The following is an 18,094-nucleotide window of genomic DNA, read 5'->3' on the forward strand; positions in this document are numbered from 1 at the left end:
AGGACGGTCCATTAACCGTCCTCTAGATGAAGAAGTAGCGTGACTGCAAGACAAAGCCCGGCCCCGGTGGGGGCCCATGCGGCAAGAAGGGGCGGCAATGTGCCCGTTTCACCAAACTGGGCGGCGATCTTGGACAGCGCAAACAGCGCGAAACCGGCCGCAACCCCGAAGCTGATCATGCGTATGACCCCGCCACGCCGCGCGGGCCGCATGGAAAACCCGGCCGCAACCAGTGCCATGGTGCCTGACAGCACCGGCAGCGTCAGCAGGGTCTGGAAATGCAGCCGGTGGCGGATGGTGGAAAAGCCCGCGCGTTTCAGCTGCCGGATGAAGCCTGGCAGCGCCCAGACCGACAACGTGTCGGGGGAGGCGAAACTTTCTTCCACCCCCGCCAGCGTCAGGTCGGCATGAAGCATCATCTCGCCCATATCAATGGGCAGTTCATCGGGACGCAGCTGTCGCGTCCCTTCCAGTACCCAGCGCTCCTTGCCCAGATAGCCACGGTCGGCTTCGATGCGGGTCAGCAGGTTGTCATCGGGGCCAAGCCGGAAAATGGTGATGCCGCTGATATGCAGCACGCTGCCCGTCAGCCTGACATGGCGTGCGTGAATGATGTCCACCCCATGGTCCACCAGCCCGTTATCCCCCTGTCGCAGCCACAGCGTGCCCCCGCTCAGGTTAAGCGACTTGCCATTGTTGTCCCGCAGGAACTGGCGGTCCAGCATTTCCGCCCGCCGGTACATGACCGACGAAAGGGGGGAGATGCAGGTGGTGGCCAGCGTCCCGATCAGCACGGCGCACGTGACCGGCCCCGCCAGGAACTGCCATGCCGAAATGCCCGCCGCCCGCGCCACCACCAGTTCCGATGACCGCGCCAGCCGCCAGAAACATATGATCCCGCCCAGCAGGATGCCAAAGGGCAGGATTTCAAGACAGGCGAAGGGAATGTGCAGGAAGGCGATCTCGCTGACCAGCGAGGTCGGCACGTTGGGACGGGTGGAAACCCGGCGCAGCAGGTCGATGAAGTCGAACATGGTGATCAGCCCGGTCAGGAAGGCGATCACCGACACCGTGGCGTAAGTGAACTGCCGGGCGATGTACAGCGACAGCGTGAAGGCAAGCTTCATGGACGCGTGCCGCCCGCGACCGCCCGGGCTTCACGGTCGGCGCGCAGTTCAGGCCAGAACAGGATGCCCGCGCAGATCACCCCCGGCCCGATCGTACACACCCACATGAGCGGCATGAGCTGCAGATTGCGCGATGCCAGGTTCTGCACCAGCAGCGTCAGCGCCTGCACCGCGACCACGGCCAGTATGGCCAGCACCGGGCGCATGATGCTGGCCTGCCGGGAATAGCTGCCGCCCATCGCCCCCACCAACCCGATCATGGCAAAGGAAAAGGCGCAGAAAGGGGTGCTCAGCCTGCGCCATGCCTCAATGAACATCTTGCTTTCATCCCGGCGTGAATACAGCCGCATGTCCGGGTGCAGCAGTTGCGAGATCGGCAGTTCATTGGCATCGGGCAGGCGCGTATGCGCGGTATGCGGGCTGGACAGGTCGATCGTGTTGCGGGTGAAGGTCAGTACGTTCAGCCGTCCGGTATGGCTGTCGATTTCCTGCCGCGACCCGTTGAACAGCACCACGCGCGGCTGGTCATTGATGATGACCAGATTGCCTTCTTCCGCCAGTATGGTGGCCTCGGCGCCGGGGGTGCGGTCATCTTCCACCATGATGCCGTGCAGCGTGCCGTCCTTGTCGCGCGCGCGGATATACACGGTCATGTTGTCCGATACCTGCGTGAACACCCCGTCCTGCACCAGGAAGGCGGCCATGCGGTTGCGGATCTGGAATTCATACTGGCGGAAGGCATGATACGAAACCGGCACGATCCAGACATTCAGCACCAGGCACGCCGCTGTCGCAATGGCGGCGCAGGCCAGTCCGGGACGCGCCATCATGGCGGGTGACAGCCCGGCTGCCTGCATGACCGTCAGTTCCCGGTCGGTGCCAAGGCGCTGGTAGATGAACTGCACCACCACGAATGTGGTAATGGGCAGGATGACCGCGATGAAGGACGGGATCAGCAGGCTGGTCAGTTCCAGAAAGACCCGCAGCGACAGCCCGCGCCCCACCACCAGCGACACGAAGTGCAGGGACTGCGTCAGCCAGATCAGCGTTACAAGCGCACCCGTCGTCGCCACCAGCGCCAGCAGAAGCTGGCGCAGTATGTAGCTGTCCAGAATCGACAGGCGCGGCGCAAGGCGGTCAGGAACGGGGCGGACGGCAGGCATGCCCCTGTCTAACCCTGTTCCCGCCGGTGCAAAAGGGGTGATCCCTTCATGCATTGGGGTTGGATCCGGCCTTCGGCCCGCCGTGCGCAGGCTGGCGGCCTCATGTCCCCGGTGTGACGGGGGGCAGGACCTTGCCGGGGTTCATGAGGTTTTTCGGATCAAGGGCAGCCTTGATATGGCGCATGGCCGCCAGTTCCGCGCCACCACGCCATGACGGCATCATGTAGGGCTTGAGCTGCCCCACCCCGTGTTCGGCCGAGAACGAACCATCCAGTTCCTTCACGATCGCCGCCACCGTATCCATGATGTCATGGCTGCGGGCCAGGAACGCGTCGGGCGCCATGCCTTCGGGCTGGACCAGGTTGAAATGGATGTTGCCATCGCCCATGTGGCCGAACGGGGCGGGGCGGATGCCCGGTATCAGTTTCTCACACGCCACGGTGGCGCGCCCGATCAGTTCGGGCACGTGGGTCACGGGCACCGATACGTCATTCTTGACGCTGGCGCCCGCGCGGCGCTGGGCTTCGGCATGTTCTTCACGCAGTTTCCAAAGCCCGGTGCGCTGGCCCTCGCTTTCGGCAATGACGGCATCGGTGATGATGCCTTCTTCCAGCGCATCGCCCAGCACGTCCTCGGCATATTCGCGCAGGTCGGCATCGGGGCGGGGGGTGGCCAGTTCCAGCAGCACATAGGCAGGGGCCCGTTCCCCCAGCGGCAGGGTCGTGCCGGGGATCAGGTCGATCACCATGTCCATGCCGATGCCGGACATGAACTCGAACGCCTGCAGCAATGCGGGATCGCGCGCGCGCAAAAGCCCCAGCAGCTTCAGCGCGGCTTCGGCGTCATCCACCGCACACAGGGCGGCCTCGATCGCGCGCGGCTGCGGGTGAAGCTGCAGGATGGCCGTGGTGATGAATCCCAGCGTGCCTTCGGACCCGATCAGAAGCTGGCGCAGGGCGTAACCCGTATTGTCCTTGCGCAGGCGGCGCAGGCCATGGAACACCCCGCCATCGGGCATGACCGCTTCCAGCCCCAGCACCAGTTCACGCGCATTGCCGTAACGCAGGGTGTTGTTGCCGCCCGCGTTCGTGGCCAGCACGCCGCCGATCTGCGCCGACCCTTCGGACGAGATGGACAGCGGCAGCATGAACCCGGCTTCCCTTGCCGCATCCTGCGCCGCCTTCAGTGTTACGCCCGCCTCGATTTCCATGGTCAGGTCATTGGGGTCGATGTTGCGGATACGGTTCATGCGCGACAGGCAGATGATGACTTCACGCCCGCTGCCATCAGGCGTGGCGCCGCCCACCATGCTGGTATTGCCGCCCTGCGGCACCATGGGCACGTCATGTTCGTTACATAACTGCACAAGCCGTGACAGTTCTTCCGTGCTGGCGGGACGCAGCACCGCCAGTGCGCGGCCATGATACAGGTTGCGCCAGTCGGTGCAGTAGGATGCGGTATCGGTTTCACCCGTAATCACGCCCACCGGTCCCAGCATGTCGGTAAAACGGGCAATCAGGTCCTGCCGTGCCGGTGTGGTGGGGGGGGAGACGGTCATGACGGCATGTTTCCTGCAAGAAGGGGATGGGCGGGCGGCATGAGCCAGGCCTGCCCATGATGATGGACGGGTGGGTAGGTGGCGCTGGCCTGCGCGGGGCTGCCGGACATAAACAGGTGCCACGTTTCGGTCAGGGCGAAGCCGGTCAGCGCACCCACCGCCGCCGCCACCAGCAGGCCCGAACGGCGCGGGGCGGGGCGGTACTGCACGGCGGACGACAGCGCGGCTTGCGTTTCGGCACGGGCCTGCCGCGTCTGGTTCAGTTCCGCCATCAGCGCACCATTATTCACCTTCAGGTCACGGATTTCCGTGTCCAGCCGGCGAATGCTTTCCGTCAGCTGGGAAATCCGCTGGTGCGACTCCTGAATCTCTTTTGCCGCCGCCGCACTGGCCTTCGTGGCGCGGGGGGCGCGCGGTTTTGGCGCCGCCTTTTTGGGGGGATTGGGGGCGATGGCGGCAAACAGGTTTTTCAGTGCGCCGCCCGTCACCTGATTCTTTTTCGCCCGCGTGCGGATTGCAGCCAGTGCGTTTTCCGACTGGCCTGCATGGTCTTCCAGTACGAGTGCAAGGATATCCGAAAGGATTTTCAGTTCCTTGGGGTCGATTGTGTCGCTCATTTCAGGGGCACCGGGATCGGATCATGCGGTTGAAACTATTATACTCGCGGGCTGGCCGCACGGATCAGGCGGTCACGGATCGCACGGCCCAGCCCATGTCCGGGCACATGCTGCACCGCAATCCTGACCAGTCCCCGGCGGTGACCCTCCATATCAAGAAACCGCAGCCCCGCGAAGAGGCGCGCTGCCGCTTCATGCAAATCACCCGCTTCACTCAGGTTCCATACCAGCCCGCTACCGGGCAGCGGGGGACCGAATGCCAGCAGGGCCTCATCAGGCTCGACCGCCGTTGCCTCCAGCCGTACCGGCAGGCCGGGCGCGTAATGCGATGAAAGCTGGCCGGGGGCGCTGGGGCGGGCATCATCGCTGCGCGCGGGCTGGGCCAGCTTCATGCCGCATGCTTCCTCCAGCGCCTCCAGCGTAATGCCGCCGGGGCGCAGCAGGACAGGGGTGTCGCCACCGAGGTCGATGATCGTGCTTTCCACACCCACGCGGCATGGCCCGCAGTCAAGGACCGCGTCGATACGGCCCTCCAGTCCCGCCAGTACATGCTGCGCGTCGGACGGGCTGACCCGGCCCGACGGGTTGGCCGAAGGGGCCACGACCGGAAACCCGCATGCCGCCAGCAGCGCCTGCGTGGTGTCCCCTGCCGGGACCCGTACGGCGGCGGTGGGCAGGCCCGCGGTGGCGATGGGGGAAATGCCGCAATGCGCAGCACGCGGCAGCACCATGGTCAGGGGACCGGGCCAGAACCGTTCGGCCAGCCGACGGGCCAGCGGTGTGGCCACCACCTGTGAAAAGGCCGCTTCCGCACTGGCGAAATGGCTGATCAGCGGGTTGATGCCCGGTCGTCCCTTGGCGGTGTAAATGGCGGCGACGGCGATATCATTGCCCGCATCCGCCCCAAGGCCGTAAACCGTTTCCGTCCCGAAGGCGACCAGGCCGCCCGCGCGCAGTATCGCTGCGGCGGTGGCGATCCCCTGCGGGTCATTATGCAGCAGGCGTGTATGCATGGGCCTGCGTCAGGCCGCGCCGCGACACAGGAAATGCGGATTGCGAAAGCCTGTCTTGCCATAGCCCAGCACCTTGCCATCCGGCGTGGTGATGGACCCGCCGGCGGCCTCGACAACGGCCTGCGGGGCGGCGGTGTCCCATTCCATGGTGGTGCCAAGGCGGGGATAGAGGTCGGCCAGTCCTTCGGCCACGCGGATGAACTTCGCTGCCGAGCCGATATTGCCCAGATGGGCTATGGTATGCCCGCCCAGGAATTCCTTCAGGCGCGGGTCATCGGCGTAATGGCGCGACGCCAGCACGGTCAGCCCCTCCGCCGGTGGCTTGCGGACATGGATGGCCTGCGTGCCATTTGCGTCGATGCGAAACGCCCCACGTCCGGCACCCGCGCCATAAAGCTGGTGATAGGCGGGCAGCGCCACCGCACCCAGCACCGGGCGGCCATCGCGCACAAGGCCGATATTGACGGTGAAGTCGTCGCGCCCGGCGGCGAATTCCCGCGTGCCATCCAGCGGGTCCACCAGCCAGAACTCATGCCCGGTATCGGTCATGATGCCCGCGGCGACTTCTTCTTCCGCCACTACGGGAATGGCGGGGGCATGGGCGCGCAGGCCCGCAAGGATATGTTTTTCCGCCGCGTGGTCGGCTTCGGTCACGGGGGAGCTGTCGGTCTTGACCTTGGTCGCGAACCCGCGTGCGCGGATGGCGCGGATCAGGTCGGCGGCCTCATCGGCAAGACGCAGGGCCAGATCCAGAAGGAATCCGTCCTCATATGCTGGCATGGATGGCGTATTCATGCTGTTCGCATTAGCTTACTCACGGCGCGCCGTCATGCCCTTATCGGTGCCGATGGCCCCGGACGGGGTGTATCGGTCCGGGACGTGATAGGCTGGCGCGGGAATTTATCCTGTTGGCCCAACACCTTCGTAGCGGAGCACCGTGATCCATATGCTCGATATCGCCTTTTCCGATGCAAGCCTGCCCACCAGCGGCACCCTTGCCATCCTTGCCGCCCCCGGCGCGCCCGCAGGGGCTTTCGCTGCGCTGGACGCGGCGGTGGGTGGCGCGCTGACCCGCGCGGCAAAGGCCGCGAAATTCGGCTTCGATGCTGCAAAAACCTGTGTCGTGCTTGCCCCCGGCGCGGGTTATGACCGCGTGGTCCTGGTGGGGCTGGGCAAGGTGGATGCGCTGGACGCCACCGTGGCCGAACAGGCCGGTGTCGCGGCCGCGCGCGGCCTGTCCGATGCGGGAACGGCCGGCGTGGTGGTGGCGGATACGGTTGCCCCGGACCTTGCCGCCCATGTGGCGCTGGGTATCGTGCTGGGCAGCTACCGTTTCGATTCGTACCGCACCCAGCCGCGCAAGGGCGATGCGGGACCGCTGACGGACGTGACCGTGGCCTGTGCCGACCCGGCGCACGCCAGTCAGGCATGGCAGCCGCTTTCGGCGGTGGCGCGCGGGGTATGCCTGTGCCGTGACCTTGTATCCGAACCCGCGAACATGCTGCGGCCGCCCGAATTCGAACAGCGCATCCTTGCCCTGCGTGACCTTGGGGTGGAGGTCGAGGTACTGGACCGCGACGCCATGCACAAGCTGGGTTTTGGCGCGCTGCTGGGTGTGGCGCAGGGCAGTGACGCGCCGCCGCGCACGGTCATCATGCGCTGGAATGGCGGTGCGCAGGACGATGCCCCGGTGGCCTTCGTCGGCAAGGGCGTGACCTTTGATTCGGGCGGCATCTCGATCAAGCCCGCCGCCGGCATGGACGAAATGAAGACCGACATGGCCGGCGCCGCCGCCGTGGTCGGCACCATGGCGGCCCTTGCCGGCCGCAAGGCGAAGGTGAACGCCGTCGGTGTCGTGGGGCTGGTGGAAAACATGCTGTCGGGCAATGCGCAGCGTCCGGGTGACGTGGTGCGCACGGCGGCGGGCCAGACGGTCGAGGTGCTGAACACCGATGCCGAAGGCCGCCTCGTGCTGGCTGATGTGCTGTGGTACACGCAGGACCGCTTCAAGCCGCGCTTCATGGTCAACCTCGCCACCCTGACCGGGGCGATCGTGGTCAGCCTTGGGATCGAGCGCGCGGGCCTGTTCTCCAACAGTGATGCACTGGCGGGCCACCTTTCGGCCACGGGTGAAAAGACAGGCGAGAAGCTGTGGCGCATGCCCATGGATGCTGCCTACCTTGAACTGCTGCGTTCGGATATCGCCGATCTCAAGAACATCGGTGGGCGTCCCGGCGGGTCGATCACGGCGGCCAAGTTCCTTGAATGCTTCGTGAATGACGTGCCGTGGGCGCATCTGGACATCGCGGGGACGGCGTTTACATCCAAGCCGACATCGCACGCGCCCAAGGGGGCGACCGGCTTTGGCGTGCGCCTGCTCGATCGCATGGTCGGCACGTATTACGAAGGGTAATGCCTGCCCCGCGCGGCAGGCCGGATCGGAACAGGGAACTCCATGGCGCAGATCGGCTTCTATCACCTGACGCGTTCACCGGCGCTGGCGGTCCTGCCCGCGCTGCTGGGCCGTACGCTGGCGGCAGGCAAGCGGGCGGTGGTCCGCTGCGTGACAGCGGAACGGGTGCGGGAGCTTGATGACGGGCTGTGGCGGGCGACCGACCCGCTATGGCTTCCCCATGGCACACAGGCCATGGGGCATGGACAATGGCAGCCGATCTGGCTGACGGAAGGCGGGGACGTGCCCAATGGCGCGACCTTCGCCTTCCTGCTCGATGGGGTGGAAGTCCCCGACCTTTCCCCTTTCGAACGGGTGTTCGACCTGTTTGATGGCCATGATGAAGCCGCCGTCGCAAGCGCGCGCAGACGCTGGGTGGCATGGCGCGAGGGTGGCCATGAACTGAGCTACTGGCAACAGCAGCCCAAAGGCTGGGCGCGTCGTAAATAGTCCCCCTTCCGCCACGGTGGGGGTGATGACATGGACGAAAGGCAGGTTGCGCAATGAAGACGGTTACTTTCCCCAATGGCACAACGGTGCCCGCGCTGGGCATGGGCACATGGAACATGGGGGACAGCGACAGCCGCCGTGCGGATGAAATCAACAGCATCCATGCAGGTCTCGACGCGGGTATCCGCGTGGTGGACACGGCGGAAATGTACGGCTCCGGCCGTTCCGAAAAGCTGGTGGGCGAAGCGATAAAGGGACGTCGTGACGACGTGTTCCTTGTCAGCAAGGTCGTCCCCTCCAACGCCTCGCGCGATGGCGTGCGCAAGGCCTGTGCCGCATCGCTGAAGCGTCTGGGCACCGACCATCTTGACCTCTACCTGCTGCACTGGCCCGGAAGCGTGCCGCTGGAGGAAACGCTGGCCGGCTTCGATGACCTGATTGATGCAGGCATGATCCGTAGCTGGGGTGTGTCCAACTTTGATGCCGATGGCATGCGTGAGGTCGAAAGCACACCGGCCAGCACGCCCTGTGCGGCCAATCAGGTGCTGTACAGCCTTGATTACCGTGGCGTTGAATTCGACCTGCTGCAACGTGACCGGGACGCGGGCATCGTGACCATGGCCTATTCCCCGCTGGGGCAGGGGGGGGACCTGCTGCGTGCGCCGGTGCTGAAGCGCATCGCGCAGCGGCACACGACGTCCCTTGGGCCTGCGACCACGGCGCAGATCGCGCTGGCATGGGTGCTGCGGCAGGAAAACGTGCTGGCCATTCCCAAGGCGGGCAGCCCGCGCCATCAGCATGAAAACCTTGCCGCGACCGAGATCACCTTGACGCGCGATGATCTGGCGGAGATTGATGAAGCCATAGCGCCGCCGCGCCGCAAGGAGCCGCTGGCCATGATCTGACCCGTCCGGCCTCCTCCGGGCGGCATGCGGGAGGACCGTCATCATTCCTGTCATCCTTGTCGTAACCGTAATGCTGGTGGGGGTGGCAGGTGTCCTGCCGGTCTGCTGGCCACGGTCGGCTGCGGGAATGGTGCCCGTCCTGCGCGGCGGGTGGCTGGCCATATGCGCCATGGCCGTCCTGTCATGCCTTGGGGTCGGCTTGTCCGGCGGGGGCGTGCCATGGGCCGGTTTTTCCTCCGGGGCGCGTGATATCGCCCTGCTGGCGCCGCTGGGCATCGTGGGGTTCGCGGCATCCCGTGGGCGTGACCTTGCGGCCTGCGCCGGGGCGGCCCTTGCGGTGATCGGTGGGCCGGTCCTGTCCTGCATGGGGGCGGGATGGGTGCTGATCGCGCGTGCGCATGTCCCGCATGATGATGGGCCGCGCATGGATGCCCGCCAGGCGCCCGACCTGATTGCCCTGCTGCTTATGGTGGCGGTGCTGGTGTTTCCGGCCCATGCGGACTGGCTGCTGCCCGGCCTGTGCTGGCTGGCCACGCGCGGGCTGCTGGGCCTTTCCTTTTCCCCGCGCGTATCACCGCGTGGGCTGCGTCCCTTTTACATGGCCGATATCGCCGCGATGATCGCCGCCATGGCGCTGTGGGGGCACCTGCCTGCTGGCGGCATGGTGGCGGACATGCGCTGGGGTGGCGTGCTGATCGTGGTGGGCTGCGGGCTGTACATGACGGCGTCGTGGCGGGCGCTGTGCGCGGGTGACGGGCGCAGGGTCATGACGGGACTGCTGGGGGGCACGGGCGCGCTGGTGATCGTGCTGGCGGGGCTGGGCCTGCTGGCCCGCGCCGATGACCTGCCCGCCATGGCCACGTGCGCCAGCCGTACGTTCATGCTGGTTGTGGGCACGCTGCTGACATGGATGTTCATGGCGCGTGCCATGGATGCGATGGAGCGTGAGGCCGGTGCCCTGGTACTGCACCGTCTGGGGGGGCTGGGCGTGCTGATGCCGCGCCTGTCGGCCCTGTTTTCCATCGGGCTTCTGGCGGAAAGCGGGCTGCCGCCCCTGCTGGGTTTTTCCATTATCTGGATGCTGCTGCACCTGCTGGCGGCCATGCCGCGTGGCGGGGGGCTGGGGGCGGACCTGCCGCTGCTGCTCGCACTTCTGGCGCTGGGGGTGGGGTGGGCGGTGCGCATGCTTGCGCTCGTCCGCATTGTCGCGGTCATGCTGTGTGGCAGGCCACGTACGCCGCGCGGCGCCGGGGCGTCCGATCCGTCGGGGCGGGAAATGGCGACGTTGCTGCTGGCGGTGCTGCCGGTGCTGTGTGCCTCCATCTGGCCGGGATACTGGCTTGGACTGGTGGCGGGACATGGTCCGGATGGCATGACGTGGCCGCTGGTGGACAATGTCGCGCTGGCGTCGCCCGATGGGGCGGCGTTACTGCATCCCGCGCGGCTTTGTCTGCTGGTGGCACTGATAGGGGGTGTGGTCGTGGTGCTGCGGCGCATGGCCTGTCCCACGCCCGCGCGTCAGGTCGCGGGCTGGCAGCAGGGCGCGCCCCCCGTGCCGCCGTGGATGGTGTTCGGCGACCCGCTGACGCAGGTGGGGCCGGGTAACCCCGCGCGCATGCTGCTGGATATGGTGATGATGCCCGTGATGCGCAGGCGGTGCCTGCGTGAGTACGTGCGCCTGCGGCGACAGATGGGGCGGTCATGCACGCTGCTGGTACGATACGTGGATCGCCTGCGGCCGGGTGGCGTCATGGCATCCGCGCCGGTGGTGATGGCCATGGCGTGCATGGCGGCGCTGATATTCATCGCGTGGCATGGGTAGGGCTGCATGATGACATCGTTTTCCCTTGCCGCGCGGATGCAGGCCATCCTGCTTGCGGGCTGCCATATGGCGCTGGTCATGGTGACGGTGCCCGTATGGATCGGGCTACTGCGCTGGATGGCCGCGATGATGGAGGGCGAACGCCGCCTGCCTGACCCGACCGCGCACTGGCGCGCCCTGCTGCATGCATGGCGGCAGGTGGGCGTGCGTTCGGCGGCTGGCGCGCAGGTAACGGCGGTTGCCCCATGGCTGGCGGTGGCTGCGGGCATGGTGGCGGTGTTGCTGGTGCCATCCTTTTCCACTGGCATGCCCGGTGGTGACCTGTCGGATGTGCTGGTTATCGGCGGATTGCTGGAAATGGCGTTCCTGGCGCTGGTGGTGGCGGCCCTTGCGCCTGGTCTTGCGCGGCCGGGCCATGCGGGACTGCGGGTCGTGGCAGGTGGGATCATGATCCAGCCTGTCATGCTGCTGGCATGCGCCGTGCTGGGCATGTGCCTGCCCGATGGCACGCTGGCGGGACTGGTGCGGCAGGCGCATGTGGCGGACATGAACCTTGTACGCGCGCCGCTGGCGCTGGTTGCCGGTGCGCTGGTCATGGCGGGGGTGGGTGAGGGCGACGGTACAACGTCGCGGCTGTTTTCAGCCATGCTGGAGGACCTTGCCGGTCCCGACCGGGCCGTGGCCGAGTACGCGCGTGACCTGCTGGCGGTGGTATGGATGATGCTGGCGCGTGACCTGATCTGGCCCGAAGGGATTGTGGAACCCGACATCCTGTCACGTTCATGGGTGCTGGTGCCCATGCTGGAGGCAGTGGCGTTGTGGGTGGTGCATATGCTGCTGGCGTGCGGGTGTGTCGCGGCGATACGGGTTTTTGTCGTGTCTGGACAGCTTCATGCGGGCTGGCGGGCGGGACTGGCGCTGTTATGTGCCGTCATGGCCGGCGTGCTGTTGTTTGCCGGACGGGGAATGGGCTGATCATGCTTGTGCTGCTGTTTGGCGTTCTGGTCATTCTTTCGCTTTCAACGTCGGGGGGACGCGGGGGCGGCCCGGTCTGGCATGGCGCGTGCATGGCTGCGTGCGTGTGCCTGTCGCGCTGGGGGCAGGGGCAGGTCGGGCTGGCCTGCGTCATGGCGGTGGGGTTGGCGGGACTGCTTGGGCTGCTGGGCGTGCAGATGCTGCATATCCCCGCAGCGGGACGTGAACGCAGCGGCCTGCGCCTTGTGGGCGGACTGACCTGTATCGCCGTGCTGGCGCAGGTCATCATGCAGGGACCACAGGTGGACATGACGGCGCGCCTTATGGGCATGACGGGGCTGGCCGCCATCCTGTGCGGGGTGTGGGGGGCGTGTATCGCCCGCGGGCCGGTCGCGTTGTGCGCGGGGCTGGCCTGCGGGCTGGATGGCGTCATGCTGCTGGCGGCACGGGCAGGCAGCCTGCTGGTCATGGCGGAGGTGATCATTGCTGCGATTGGCCTGAACATCCTGCTGGCCACGCATCCCCGGTCGCATGGCGGGGCGGCATGATGGCGCTGCCGCTTTACGCCAGCCTGCTGGGTGGCTGGATGGTGCTGGCCCTGATCGCCCTGCTGGTGACGGGTGGACCGCTGGCGCTGCGTGGCCTGCTGGCTGTGCTGCTGCTGATCCTGTGTGGCATGGGCAGCAGCCATGGTCCCGATATGGTGCGGATCATGATGGGATGTGGCCCCGCGCTGGCATTATGCGTGTGGGTTTTCGGGCCGCGTCATGGTGATGAGGTGCTTCCGCGCGAGAAGGATGTGCTGCCCTTTTTCCTGTCCGGTATTGCAGCCCTTGCCGGTGCGTTCGGGCGGTGTGACCTGCTTGGTGCCCTGCTGGGCTGCGGGCTGGTGGCACGGCTTGGGCTGGCGATCGGGCCGCGCGGGCTGGACCGGGACGGGTGGCAGGCACTGCGTATGGGGTTGGGTGGCCTGCTGGTGGCGCAGGGTGGCCTGTTCATGCTGCAGGCGGGATGGGGACAGGTGCAGGATCAGGCCGGGGCGATCCTGCTGGTGGGCGGATTGCTGCTGGCCTGCGGCATTCCGGGCCGTCCGGGGCCGGTTGCGCCGGGTTGGAACATGGAAATACTGGCCGTTCTGCCGGTTGTGGCGCAGGCAGCCCATATCTGGTCGGGCCTGTTGCCTGCGCTGACCTTCATGGGCTGCGTATGGCTGGCATGGGCGGTCCTGTCGCGGCAGGGACGGTCCTTTCCCGGAGGGTACTGGGCTGGCTGGGCCATGCTGGCTGCGGGCCTGCCGGATGGGTTCATGGGGGGATTGCCACTGGCGGCCTGTCTGCTGGTCGTGGCCTGCACGCCGTCATCGGGCGGGTGGCTGTCGGGATACATGCTGTGGCCGCCCTCCCTGCCCGGCATGGCGGTCGTGCTGGTACTGGTGGGGGAAATGGGTGAAATGCCCCCCGTGGCGGTGCTGGCTGGTGCCAGTCTGTGGCCGATAATGACGGCGCGCATGGGGGCGGGGCATGGCACGCCATCATGGGTGCAGGCGACGTTGTTGATGGTCATGGGATGCGCGGTGCTTGCCTGTGCTGCGTATTATCAGATGGGGGGCGGATCGTGGTGATGCAGGTGGCAGCCCTGATCCGCCGGGGTACGCCCGCAGGCTGTAACGGACGATTTGTGCTGGATGAGGGGGGGTGGCGTGACATGGCGGCGGCCCTGTCCCGGTCCACCCTGCCGCTTCTTGGCCTATGGTCGGACGGAATGCAGGTGCATGCCCTGTTCATGGAGGGAACGCGTCCCCTGCTGGCCAGTGTCGCGGTGACGGACGGACGCTATCTGGCCCTGTCCCCGGCGCGGACCGGGGGCAGTGCGTCTGAACGCATCATGCACGATCTGTGGGGGATCGAGGCCATGGGGGCAACAGACAGCGCCCCGTGGCTGGATCAGGGGCGATGGCCGGTGACATGGCCCCTGCATGATCGGCCCCCACCGGCCCCCGCGCCGCCCGAAGGCGTGGAGTTCACTGATGATGCAACCATGGTGCGGGCCGGTGGCACCGTATTGGGCCATGGTCCGGCGGAGGGGGATTTTAACGCGCCCTTTCACCTGCGTCTGGGCCTGCCGGGGGAACGGATCATGCAGGTACAGTCCCGCATGGGTTACGCCCATCGTGGCCTGTACGCGCGCATGCGCGGGGCGACCGTGGCGCAGGCCGCGCGACTGGTGGCCCGGATTGACGCAACGGCCACAGTGGCCCACCAGCTGGCTTTTTCTGACGCGCTTGCGGCAATGGAAGAGGATGGCGCCGGGGGAATGCGCGATGTAGATATGTTCGTGGGTGAACTCGGGCGTATCATGGCCCATCTGGATACGCTGACGATCGCGGCCGAACTGCTGGCGGACGGGCGTTTCGCCATCCTTGCGGCAACCCTGCTGGAACAGGTGCGGCAGGCCTGTCGGGACATGTGTGGCAGTCGCCTGCTGTTTGACGTGCTGCCGCCCGCGGGTGGGACAGAACGGATCCTGTCCATCCCCCCTGAATTGCTGACGGAACTGCGCGCGGGCTGCAAGGCGCTGCAACGCCTGTTCTGGCGGCCGCGTGGCATGGCCATGCAGGCGCGGGGGCGGGGTGTCCTGTCGGCGGATATGGCCGCTCAATGGGGGATCGCCGGATGCGTGGGGCGTGCAGGCGGTGCTGAATCAGACCTGAGACCCTATATGGTCCGCCCACCCGGCGGCTGGCCGGACGGATACCCCACAATGGCGGGTGATGTGGCCGCCCGGCTTGCGCTGCGACTGCATGAAGTCGAAACGGCGGTTGAAATGCTGTCCAGGCTGGATACAGCGGCACTTATGACAGCATCTGTGCATGAATATGGATCGGGTGAGGGCATTGGCTGTGCCGAAGGGCCGACCGGGCCTGTCTGGCACTGGCTGCGGGTTGAAAATGGCCGGGTGGCCGCATGGTGGTGTGGTGACCCGTCCCTGCTGCTGTTTCAGGCTTTGCCGCAGGTACTGTCGGGGGCTGTGTATGAAGATGTGCCGCTTATCCTTGCCTCCCTCGGCCTGTCGGCGGCGTCGGCAGACCTGTAGGATGGGATGATGGCATATCTGAACCTGTTCTGGCCCGAAGGCGCGGTGCTGCCCCGTATGCTGCCGCTGGACATCTTCCATATGGAAACCGGGGGGTGCTCCGGCTGTGCGCTGGAACTGCGCAGTCTGTCGCGCGCCCTGGTGGAAGGGCATTCCGATATCCGTTTTGTGTCCACGCCGCGACAGGCCGGCCTGCTGCTGGTGACCGGCAGCCTGACGGTGGAAATGGCTCCGGTTGTGGAACTGGCGTGGCAGGCCATGCCCGGTACGCGGCTGCTGGCTGCGGTCGGGGACTGTGCGGTGGATGGGGGCGTGTTCACACCCAATTATGCGGTAATGGGTGGGGTGGGGGGACGTGCGCGTGCCAGCCTGTTGCTGCCGGGGTGTCCGCCATCGCCTGCGGAGGTACTCGACGCCCTGATCCGCTGGCGCATGCAGGGCGAAGACGGGCTATCCGCATAATATAAAAAGGATAAAAGTTTCCGGGTGCCACCCTTTTTCAAAAAGGCGGCGTTTCCTGAAGCTTTATCAGTTTGCAGGCGCGGCCACGGGCTGGTCATCGCTTTCCTGCAGGGCCTCGGCCTCACGCCGCAGGCGGTGGAAGCTCCGCCTGCTGATGGGCAGCAGCAGGATGTAGATGATCCCGGCGGCTGCAAGCGCGCCCCACGGTTCGGCCACCAGAACGGCAGCATAGGCCCCCGTACCCAGCATGGTGGGCAGGATCATGGGGGACGGGACCTTGAAGTTCTTGAATGACCAGACCGGCAGGGTCGAGACCAGCAGGAAGGCCGTGCCACTGAGCGTCAGTGCGGGCAGGAGCGGGTCGCGCGTCAGTTCATACAGCCAGTCACAATGCAGGTGCTGTGCCTCCAGCCCCAGGAAGAGCGGGAACAGCGCCAGCCCCGCACCCGCAGGGGCCGGGACGCCGGTAAAGAAGTTGCTGGCGTATTTGGGCTGGTTGGCATCGTCATCCAGACTGGCGTTGAAGCGCGCCAGACGCAGCGCCATGCAGACCGTGAACATGATACACGGGATGTAGCCGAAACGGCCGCCTTCATGCAGCGCCCACAGATACAGCACGAAAGCCGGGGCTACGCCAAAGCACAGGAAATCCGACAGGCTGTCGAATTCCGCCCCGAAACGGCTGGTGCCGCGCAGCAGGCGCGCAATGCGGCCATCCAGCCCGTCAATGCAGGCGGCGATCAGCAGCGCGGTGGCGGCACTGCCAAAACGTTCCTCCAGCCCGAAGCGCATGCCCGTCAGGCCCGCGCACAGGCCCAGCATGGTCATGAGGTTGGGGATCATCCGGTTGAACGACAGGCCCCGGACGCGGGGGCGCTGGCGTTTTTTTAACCGTCGCGTGCGGCGTGCCGGTGTAGTGGGGGGGGTGGCCATGCCGGACTAAAGCCGCGCCATCACGGTTTCGCCACCAATCATGGTCTGACCGACCTCAACCAGCGGCGTGACATCGGGCGGCAGGTACAGGTCGGTGCGCGAGCCAAAGCGGATCAGGCCGAACCGTTCGCCGGTTTCGTACTGCATGCCTTCCTCGGCATCGCACAGGATGCGGCGCGCGATCAGCCCCGCGATCTGGACCACGGCAACCTGCCGGCCATCCTTCAGCGTCACGCGCAGCGCATTGCGTTCGTTTAGTTCGGATGCCTTGTCCAGGCTGGCATTCAGGAACTGCCCGGCATGGTAGGCGATCCGTGTCACCGTGCCCGCCACCGGCATGCGGTTCACATGCACGTCCAGAACCGACAGGAAGGTCGCAACCCGCCACACCGGGGCGTCGCCCATGTCCAGTTCCGGCGGGGGGGCCACTTTCTCGATCGACACGATGTGGCCGTCGGCAGGGGCGACCGCCAGATTCGGTTCGGCTGGTGTGACGCGTTCGGGGTCACGGAAGAAATACAGGCAGAAGCCAAAGAACAGGCCACTGGCCGTACCAAGCCATCTGGTCACTCGGAACGGCAGCAGCCGACCGATGATGGCCCCGGCCCCCGACGCGAGGAGAAAAGGGCGCGCGGCCGGGTGCGGCGGGGCGATGACGAGCTTGAGGGATTGAATCAGCGACATGGGATAATGTTCATGGAGATTTCGGTAAAATTGGTCAAGTATTCTGCATATCGCGTGGTTGCCGGCGTGGCGTGGTATTTCGTGAAAAAACCCGTGCCTGCCGCAGGCGCAGCCCCGACGGTACCAGTGTCACGGGGCGCGCGGGCACGGCGGCGTATATGTCCTTCACCGCTTCGATCATGCACACTCCGCCCAGTCGGGGGAACAGGTTGCGGCCCGTCCATTCCACCATGCGGACCGGGCCTGCGGGGCATGGCCCGGCGGGCGGGACATACAGCGCGTCTTCATGGCGCTGCGCCTGAAAACACGCATTGGCCAGCCAGCGCGTGATCTGCCGGCGTGAAAATGGCGTGCCCTGCCCGAAAGGGGAATTGTCGGTATGCGCCCACAGCCCCGCCCGGTTGGGCACGACCAGCAGCAGCCGCCCGTCATCCTTCAGGATTTTCCAGACCTGCCGCAGCAGGCTGTTCTTGTCCTCGCTGACCTCCAGCGCATGGATCATCACGATGCGGTCGAACTTCAGGTCATCGAATGGCAGATGCGTGCCACTTACGATACAGTCCCGCCCATGCCATGGCAGCGCATCGCGCGTGACGTGCGTGTCCAGCCGCGCCGACATGCACGGCCTGTCGGGCCGGTCCCACAGCGGCAGGAAAGGCAGCGCGTACCCAAGGCCAAGCGTATGCCCCTGCGTGGCATCGGGCCAGAAGGTGGCCATGCGCTGGCACAGCAGGCGGGCAGCCGCCTGACCCCGGCGGGTGGCATAGAAACTTGCGGCGGTGTGCATGTTCGCTGGCATTGGTACACACTAGCATACCTCGCTGCCCGAGCCATCACGTC

18 protein-coding genes are annotated in these 18,094 nt (G+C 66.2%); 9 read left to right on the top strand and 9 right to left on the bottom strand.

Features of this window, described 5'->3' with window-relative positions; genetic code table 11:
• Nucleotides 1-11: 11 nt before the first annotated feature.
• The 6 genes from lptG to cysQ form a co-directional block, all read right to left on the bottom strand.
• Complete coding sequence (gene lptG / locus AC1RQ9_RS03045) at nt 12-1,127, bottom strand: LPS export ABC transporter permease LptG (RefSeq protein WP_193732455.1); 1,116 nt, start codon at nt 1,125-1,127, stop codon at nt 12-14.
• Nucleotides 1,124-2,290, bottom strand: a complete 1,167-nt coding sequence (lptF, locus tag AC1RQ9_RS03050) for an LPS export ABC transporter permease LptF (RefSeq protein WP_193732454.1) — start codon at nt 2,288-2,290, stop codon at nt 1,124-1,126. The genes lptG and lptF overlap by 4 nt, the downstream gene beginning before the upstream one ends.
• A 100-nt stretch (nt 2,291-2,390) precedes the next feature.
• A complete protein-coding gene (locus AC1RQ9_RS03055; RefSeq protein WP_485985500.1) occupies nt 2,391-3,848 on the bottom strand; it encodes an FAD-binding oxidoreductase in 1,458 nt (485 codons plus the stop codon).
• On the bottom strand, nt 3,845-4,465 hold the full coding sequence (locus tag AC1RQ9_RS03060) for a hypothetical protein (protein WP_485985501.1): 621 nt from the start codon (nt 4,463-4,465) through the stop codon (nt 3,845-3,847). Before AC1RQ9_RS03060 ends, AC1RQ9_RS03055 begins: the two co-directional genes overlap by 4 nt.
• A gap of 38 nt (nt 4,466-4,503) precedes the next feature.
• Nucleotides 4,504-5,478, bottom strand: a complete 975-nt coding sequence (locus AC1RQ9_RS03065) for an L-threonylcarbamoyladenylate synthase (RefSeq protein ID WP_485985502.1) — start codon at nt 5,476-5,478, stop codon at nt 4,504-4,506.
• A 9-nt stretch (nt 5,479-5,487) separates the two neighbouring features.
• Nucleotides 5,488-6,273, bottom strand: a complete 786-nt coding sequence (gene cysQ / locus AC1RQ9_RS03070) for a 3'(2'),5'-bisphosphate nucleotidase CysQ (RefSeq protein ID WP_485985503.1) — start codon at nt 6,271-6,273, stop codon at nt 5,488-5,490.
• 151 nt (nt 6,274-6,424) lie between these two features.
• Between cysQ and AC1RQ9_RS03075 the strand changes: the two genes are divergently transcribed.
• The 9 genes from AC1RQ9_RS03075 (at nt 6,425) to AC1RQ9_RS03115 (ending at nt 15,637) form a co-directional block, all read left to right on the top strand.
• A complete protein-coding gene (locus AC1RQ9_RS03075) occupies nt 6,425-7,891 on the top strand; it encodes a leucyl aminopeptidase (protein ID WP_485985611.1) in 1,467 nt (488 codons plus the stop codon).
• A gap of 42 nt (nt 7,892-7,933) precedes the next feature.
• Complete coding sequence (locus tag AC1RQ9_RS03080; RefSeq protein WP_193732449.1) at nt 7,934-8,380, top strand: DNA polymerase III subunit chi; 447 nt, start codon at nt 7,934-7,936, stop codon at nt 8,378-8,380.
• Nucleotides 8,381-8,433: 53 nt separating this feature from the next.
• On the top strand, nt 8,434-9,285 hold the full coding sequence (locus tag AC1RQ9_RS03085; RefSeq protein WP_485985504.1) for an aldo/keto reductase: 852 nt from the start codon (nt 8,434-8,436) through the stop codon (nt 9,283-9,285).
• Between the two features lie 82 nt (nt 9,286-9,367).
• Complete coding sequence (locus tag AC1RQ9_RS03090) at nt 9,368-11,107, top strand: hypothetical protein (protein ID WP_485985505.1); 1,740 nt, start codon at nt 9,368-9,370, stop codon at nt 11,105-11,107.
• 6 nt (nt 11,108-11,113) lie between these two features.
• On the top strand, nt 11,114-12,082 hold the full coding sequence (locus AC1RQ9_RS03095; protein WP_485985506.1) for a hypothetical protein: 969 nt from the start codon (nt 11,114-11,116) through the stop codon (nt 12,080-12,082).
• A gap of 2 nt (nt 12,083-12,084) precedes the next feature.
• The gene (locus AC1RQ9_RS03100; RefSeq protein WP_485985507.1) at nt 12,085-12,630 is read left to right on the top strand and encodes a hypothetical protein; all 546 of its coding nucleotides are present in this window, start codon (nt 12,085-12,087) and stop codon (nt 12,628-12,630) included.
• Entirely contained in the window at nt 12,627-13,703 is a 1,077-nt protein-coding gene (locus AC1RQ9_RS03105) for a hypothetical protein (RefSeq protein ID WP_485985508.1), read from the top strand. Before AC1RQ9_RS03100 ends, AC1RQ9_RS03105 begins: the two co-directional genes overlap by 4 nt.
• Nucleotides 13,703-15,175, top strand: coding sequence for an NADH-quinone oxidoreductase subunit D-related protein (locus AC1RQ9_RS03110; RefSeq protein WP_485985612.1), 1,473 nt, complete (start codon nt 13,703-13,705; stop codon nt 15,173-15,175). The genes AC1RQ9_RS03105 and AC1RQ9_RS03110 overlap by 1 nt, the downstream gene beginning before the upstream one ends.
• Before the next feature lie 6 nt (nt 15,176-15,181).
• Nucleotides 15,182-15,637 (top strand): NADH-quinone oxidoreductase subunit B family protein, encoded by a 456-nt coding sequence (locus AC1RQ9_RS03115; protein WP_485985509.1) that lies wholly within the window; start codon nt 15,182-15,184, stop codon nt 15,635-15,637.
• A 66-nt stretch (nt 15,638-15,703) separates the two neighbouring features.
• Here AC1RQ9_RS03115 and AC1RQ9_RS03120 read toward each other — a convergent pair whose 3' ends face one another.
• The 3 genes from AC1RQ9_RS03120 to AC1RQ9_RS03130 are packed head-to-tail and all read right to left on the bottom strand — an operon-like array spanning nt 15,704 to nt 18,041.
• Nucleotides 15,704-16,570, bottom strand: coding sequence for a CDP-alcohol phosphatidyltransferase family protein (locus AC1RQ9_RS03120; RefSeq protein ID WP_485985510.1), 867 nt, complete (start codon nt 16,568-16,570; stop codon nt 15,704-15,706).
• 6 nt (nt 16,571-16,576) lie between these two features.
• A complete protein-coding gene (locus tag AC1RQ9_RS03125; RefSeq protein ID WP_010506572.1) occupies nt 16,577-17,254 on the bottom strand; it encodes a phosphatidylserine decarboxylase in 678 nt (225 codons plus the stop codon).
• Nucleotides 17,255-17,288: 34 nt separating this feature from the next.
• On the bottom strand, nt 17,289-18,041 hold the full coding sequence (locus AC1RQ9_RS03130) for a methyltransferase domain-containing protein (RefSeq protein WP_485985511.1): 753 nt from the start codon (nt 18,039-18,041) through the stop codon (nt 17,289-17,291).
• Nucleotides 18,042-18,094: the final 53 nt, after the last annotated feature.

The sequence above is a fragment of the Komagataeibacter ossonobensis genome (assembly GCF_057359305.1).

Bases quoted from the DNA above. Each gene is read 5' to 3' on its own strand.
- AC1RQ9_RS03055 (WP_485985500.1), bottom strand. From the start codon at position 3,848: ATGACCGTCTCCCCCCCCACCACACCGGCACGGCAGGACCTGATTGCC.
- AC1RQ9_RS03115 (WP_485985509.1), top strand. From the start codon at position 15,182: ATGATGGCATATCTGAACCTGTTCTGGCCCGAAGGCGCGGTGCTGCCC.
- AC1RQ9_RS03110 (WP_485985612.1), top strand. From the start codon at position 13,703: ATGCAGGTGGCAGCCCTGATCCGCCGGGGTACGCCCGCAGGCTGTAAC.
- AC1RQ9_RS03075 (WP_485985611.1), top strand. From the start codon at position 6,425: ATGCTCGATATCGCCTTTTCCGATGCAAGCCTGCCCACCAGCGGCACC.
- AC1RQ9_RS03120 (WP_485985510.1), bottom strand. From the start codon at position 16,570: ATGGCCACCCCCCCCACTACACCGGCACGCCGCACGCGACGGTTAAAA.
- AC1RQ9_RS03125 (WP_010506572.1), bottom strand. From the start codon at position 17,254: ATGTCGCTGATTCAATCCCTCAAGCTCGTCATCGCCCCGCCGCACCCG.
- AC1RQ9_RS03060 (WP_485985501.1), bottom strand. From the start codon at position 4,465: ATGAGCGACACAATCGACCCCAAGGAACTGAAAATCCTTTCGGATATC.
- AC1RQ9_RS03100 (WP_485985507.1), top strand. From the start codon at position 12,085: ATGCTTGTGCTGCTGTTTGGCGTTCTGGTCATTCTTTCGCTTTCAACG.
- AC1RQ9_RS03105 (WP_485985508.1), top strand. From the start codon at position 12,627: ATGATGGCGCTGCCGCTTTACGCCAGCCTGCTGGGTGGCTGGATGGTG.
- cysQ (WP_485985503.1), bottom strand. From the start codon at position 6,273: ATGAATACGCCATCCATGCCAGCATATGAGGACGGATTCCTTCTGGAT.
- AC1RQ9_RS03085 (WP_485985504.1), top strand. From the start codon at position 8,434: ATGAAGACGGTTACTTTCCCCAATGGCACAACGGTGCCCGCGCTGGGC.
- AC1RQ9_RS03130 (WP_485985511.1), bottom strand. From the start codon at position 18,041: ATGCACACCGCCGCAAGTTTCTATGCCACCCGCCGGGGTCAGGCGGCT.
- lptG (WP_193732455.1), bottom strand. From the start codon at position 1,127: ATGAAGCTTGCCTTCACGCTGTCGCTGTACATCGCCCGGCAGTTCACT.
- AC1RQ9_RS03065 (WP_485985502.1), bottom strand. From the start codon at position 5,478: ATGCATACACGCCTGCTGCATAATGACCCGCAGGGGATCGCCACCGCC.
- AC1RQ9_RS03095 (WP_485985506.1), top strand. From the start codon at position 11,114: ATGATGACATCGTTTTCCCTTGCCGCGCGGATGCAGGCCATCCTGCTT.
- lptF (WP_193732454.1), bottom strand. From the start codon at position 2,290: ATGCCTGCCGTCCGCCCCGTTCCTGACCGCCTTGCGCCGCGCCTGTCG.
- AC1RQ9_RS03080 (WP_193732449.1), top strand. From the start codon at position 7,934: ATGGCGCAGATCGGCTTCTATCACCTGACGCGTTCACCGGCGCTGGCG.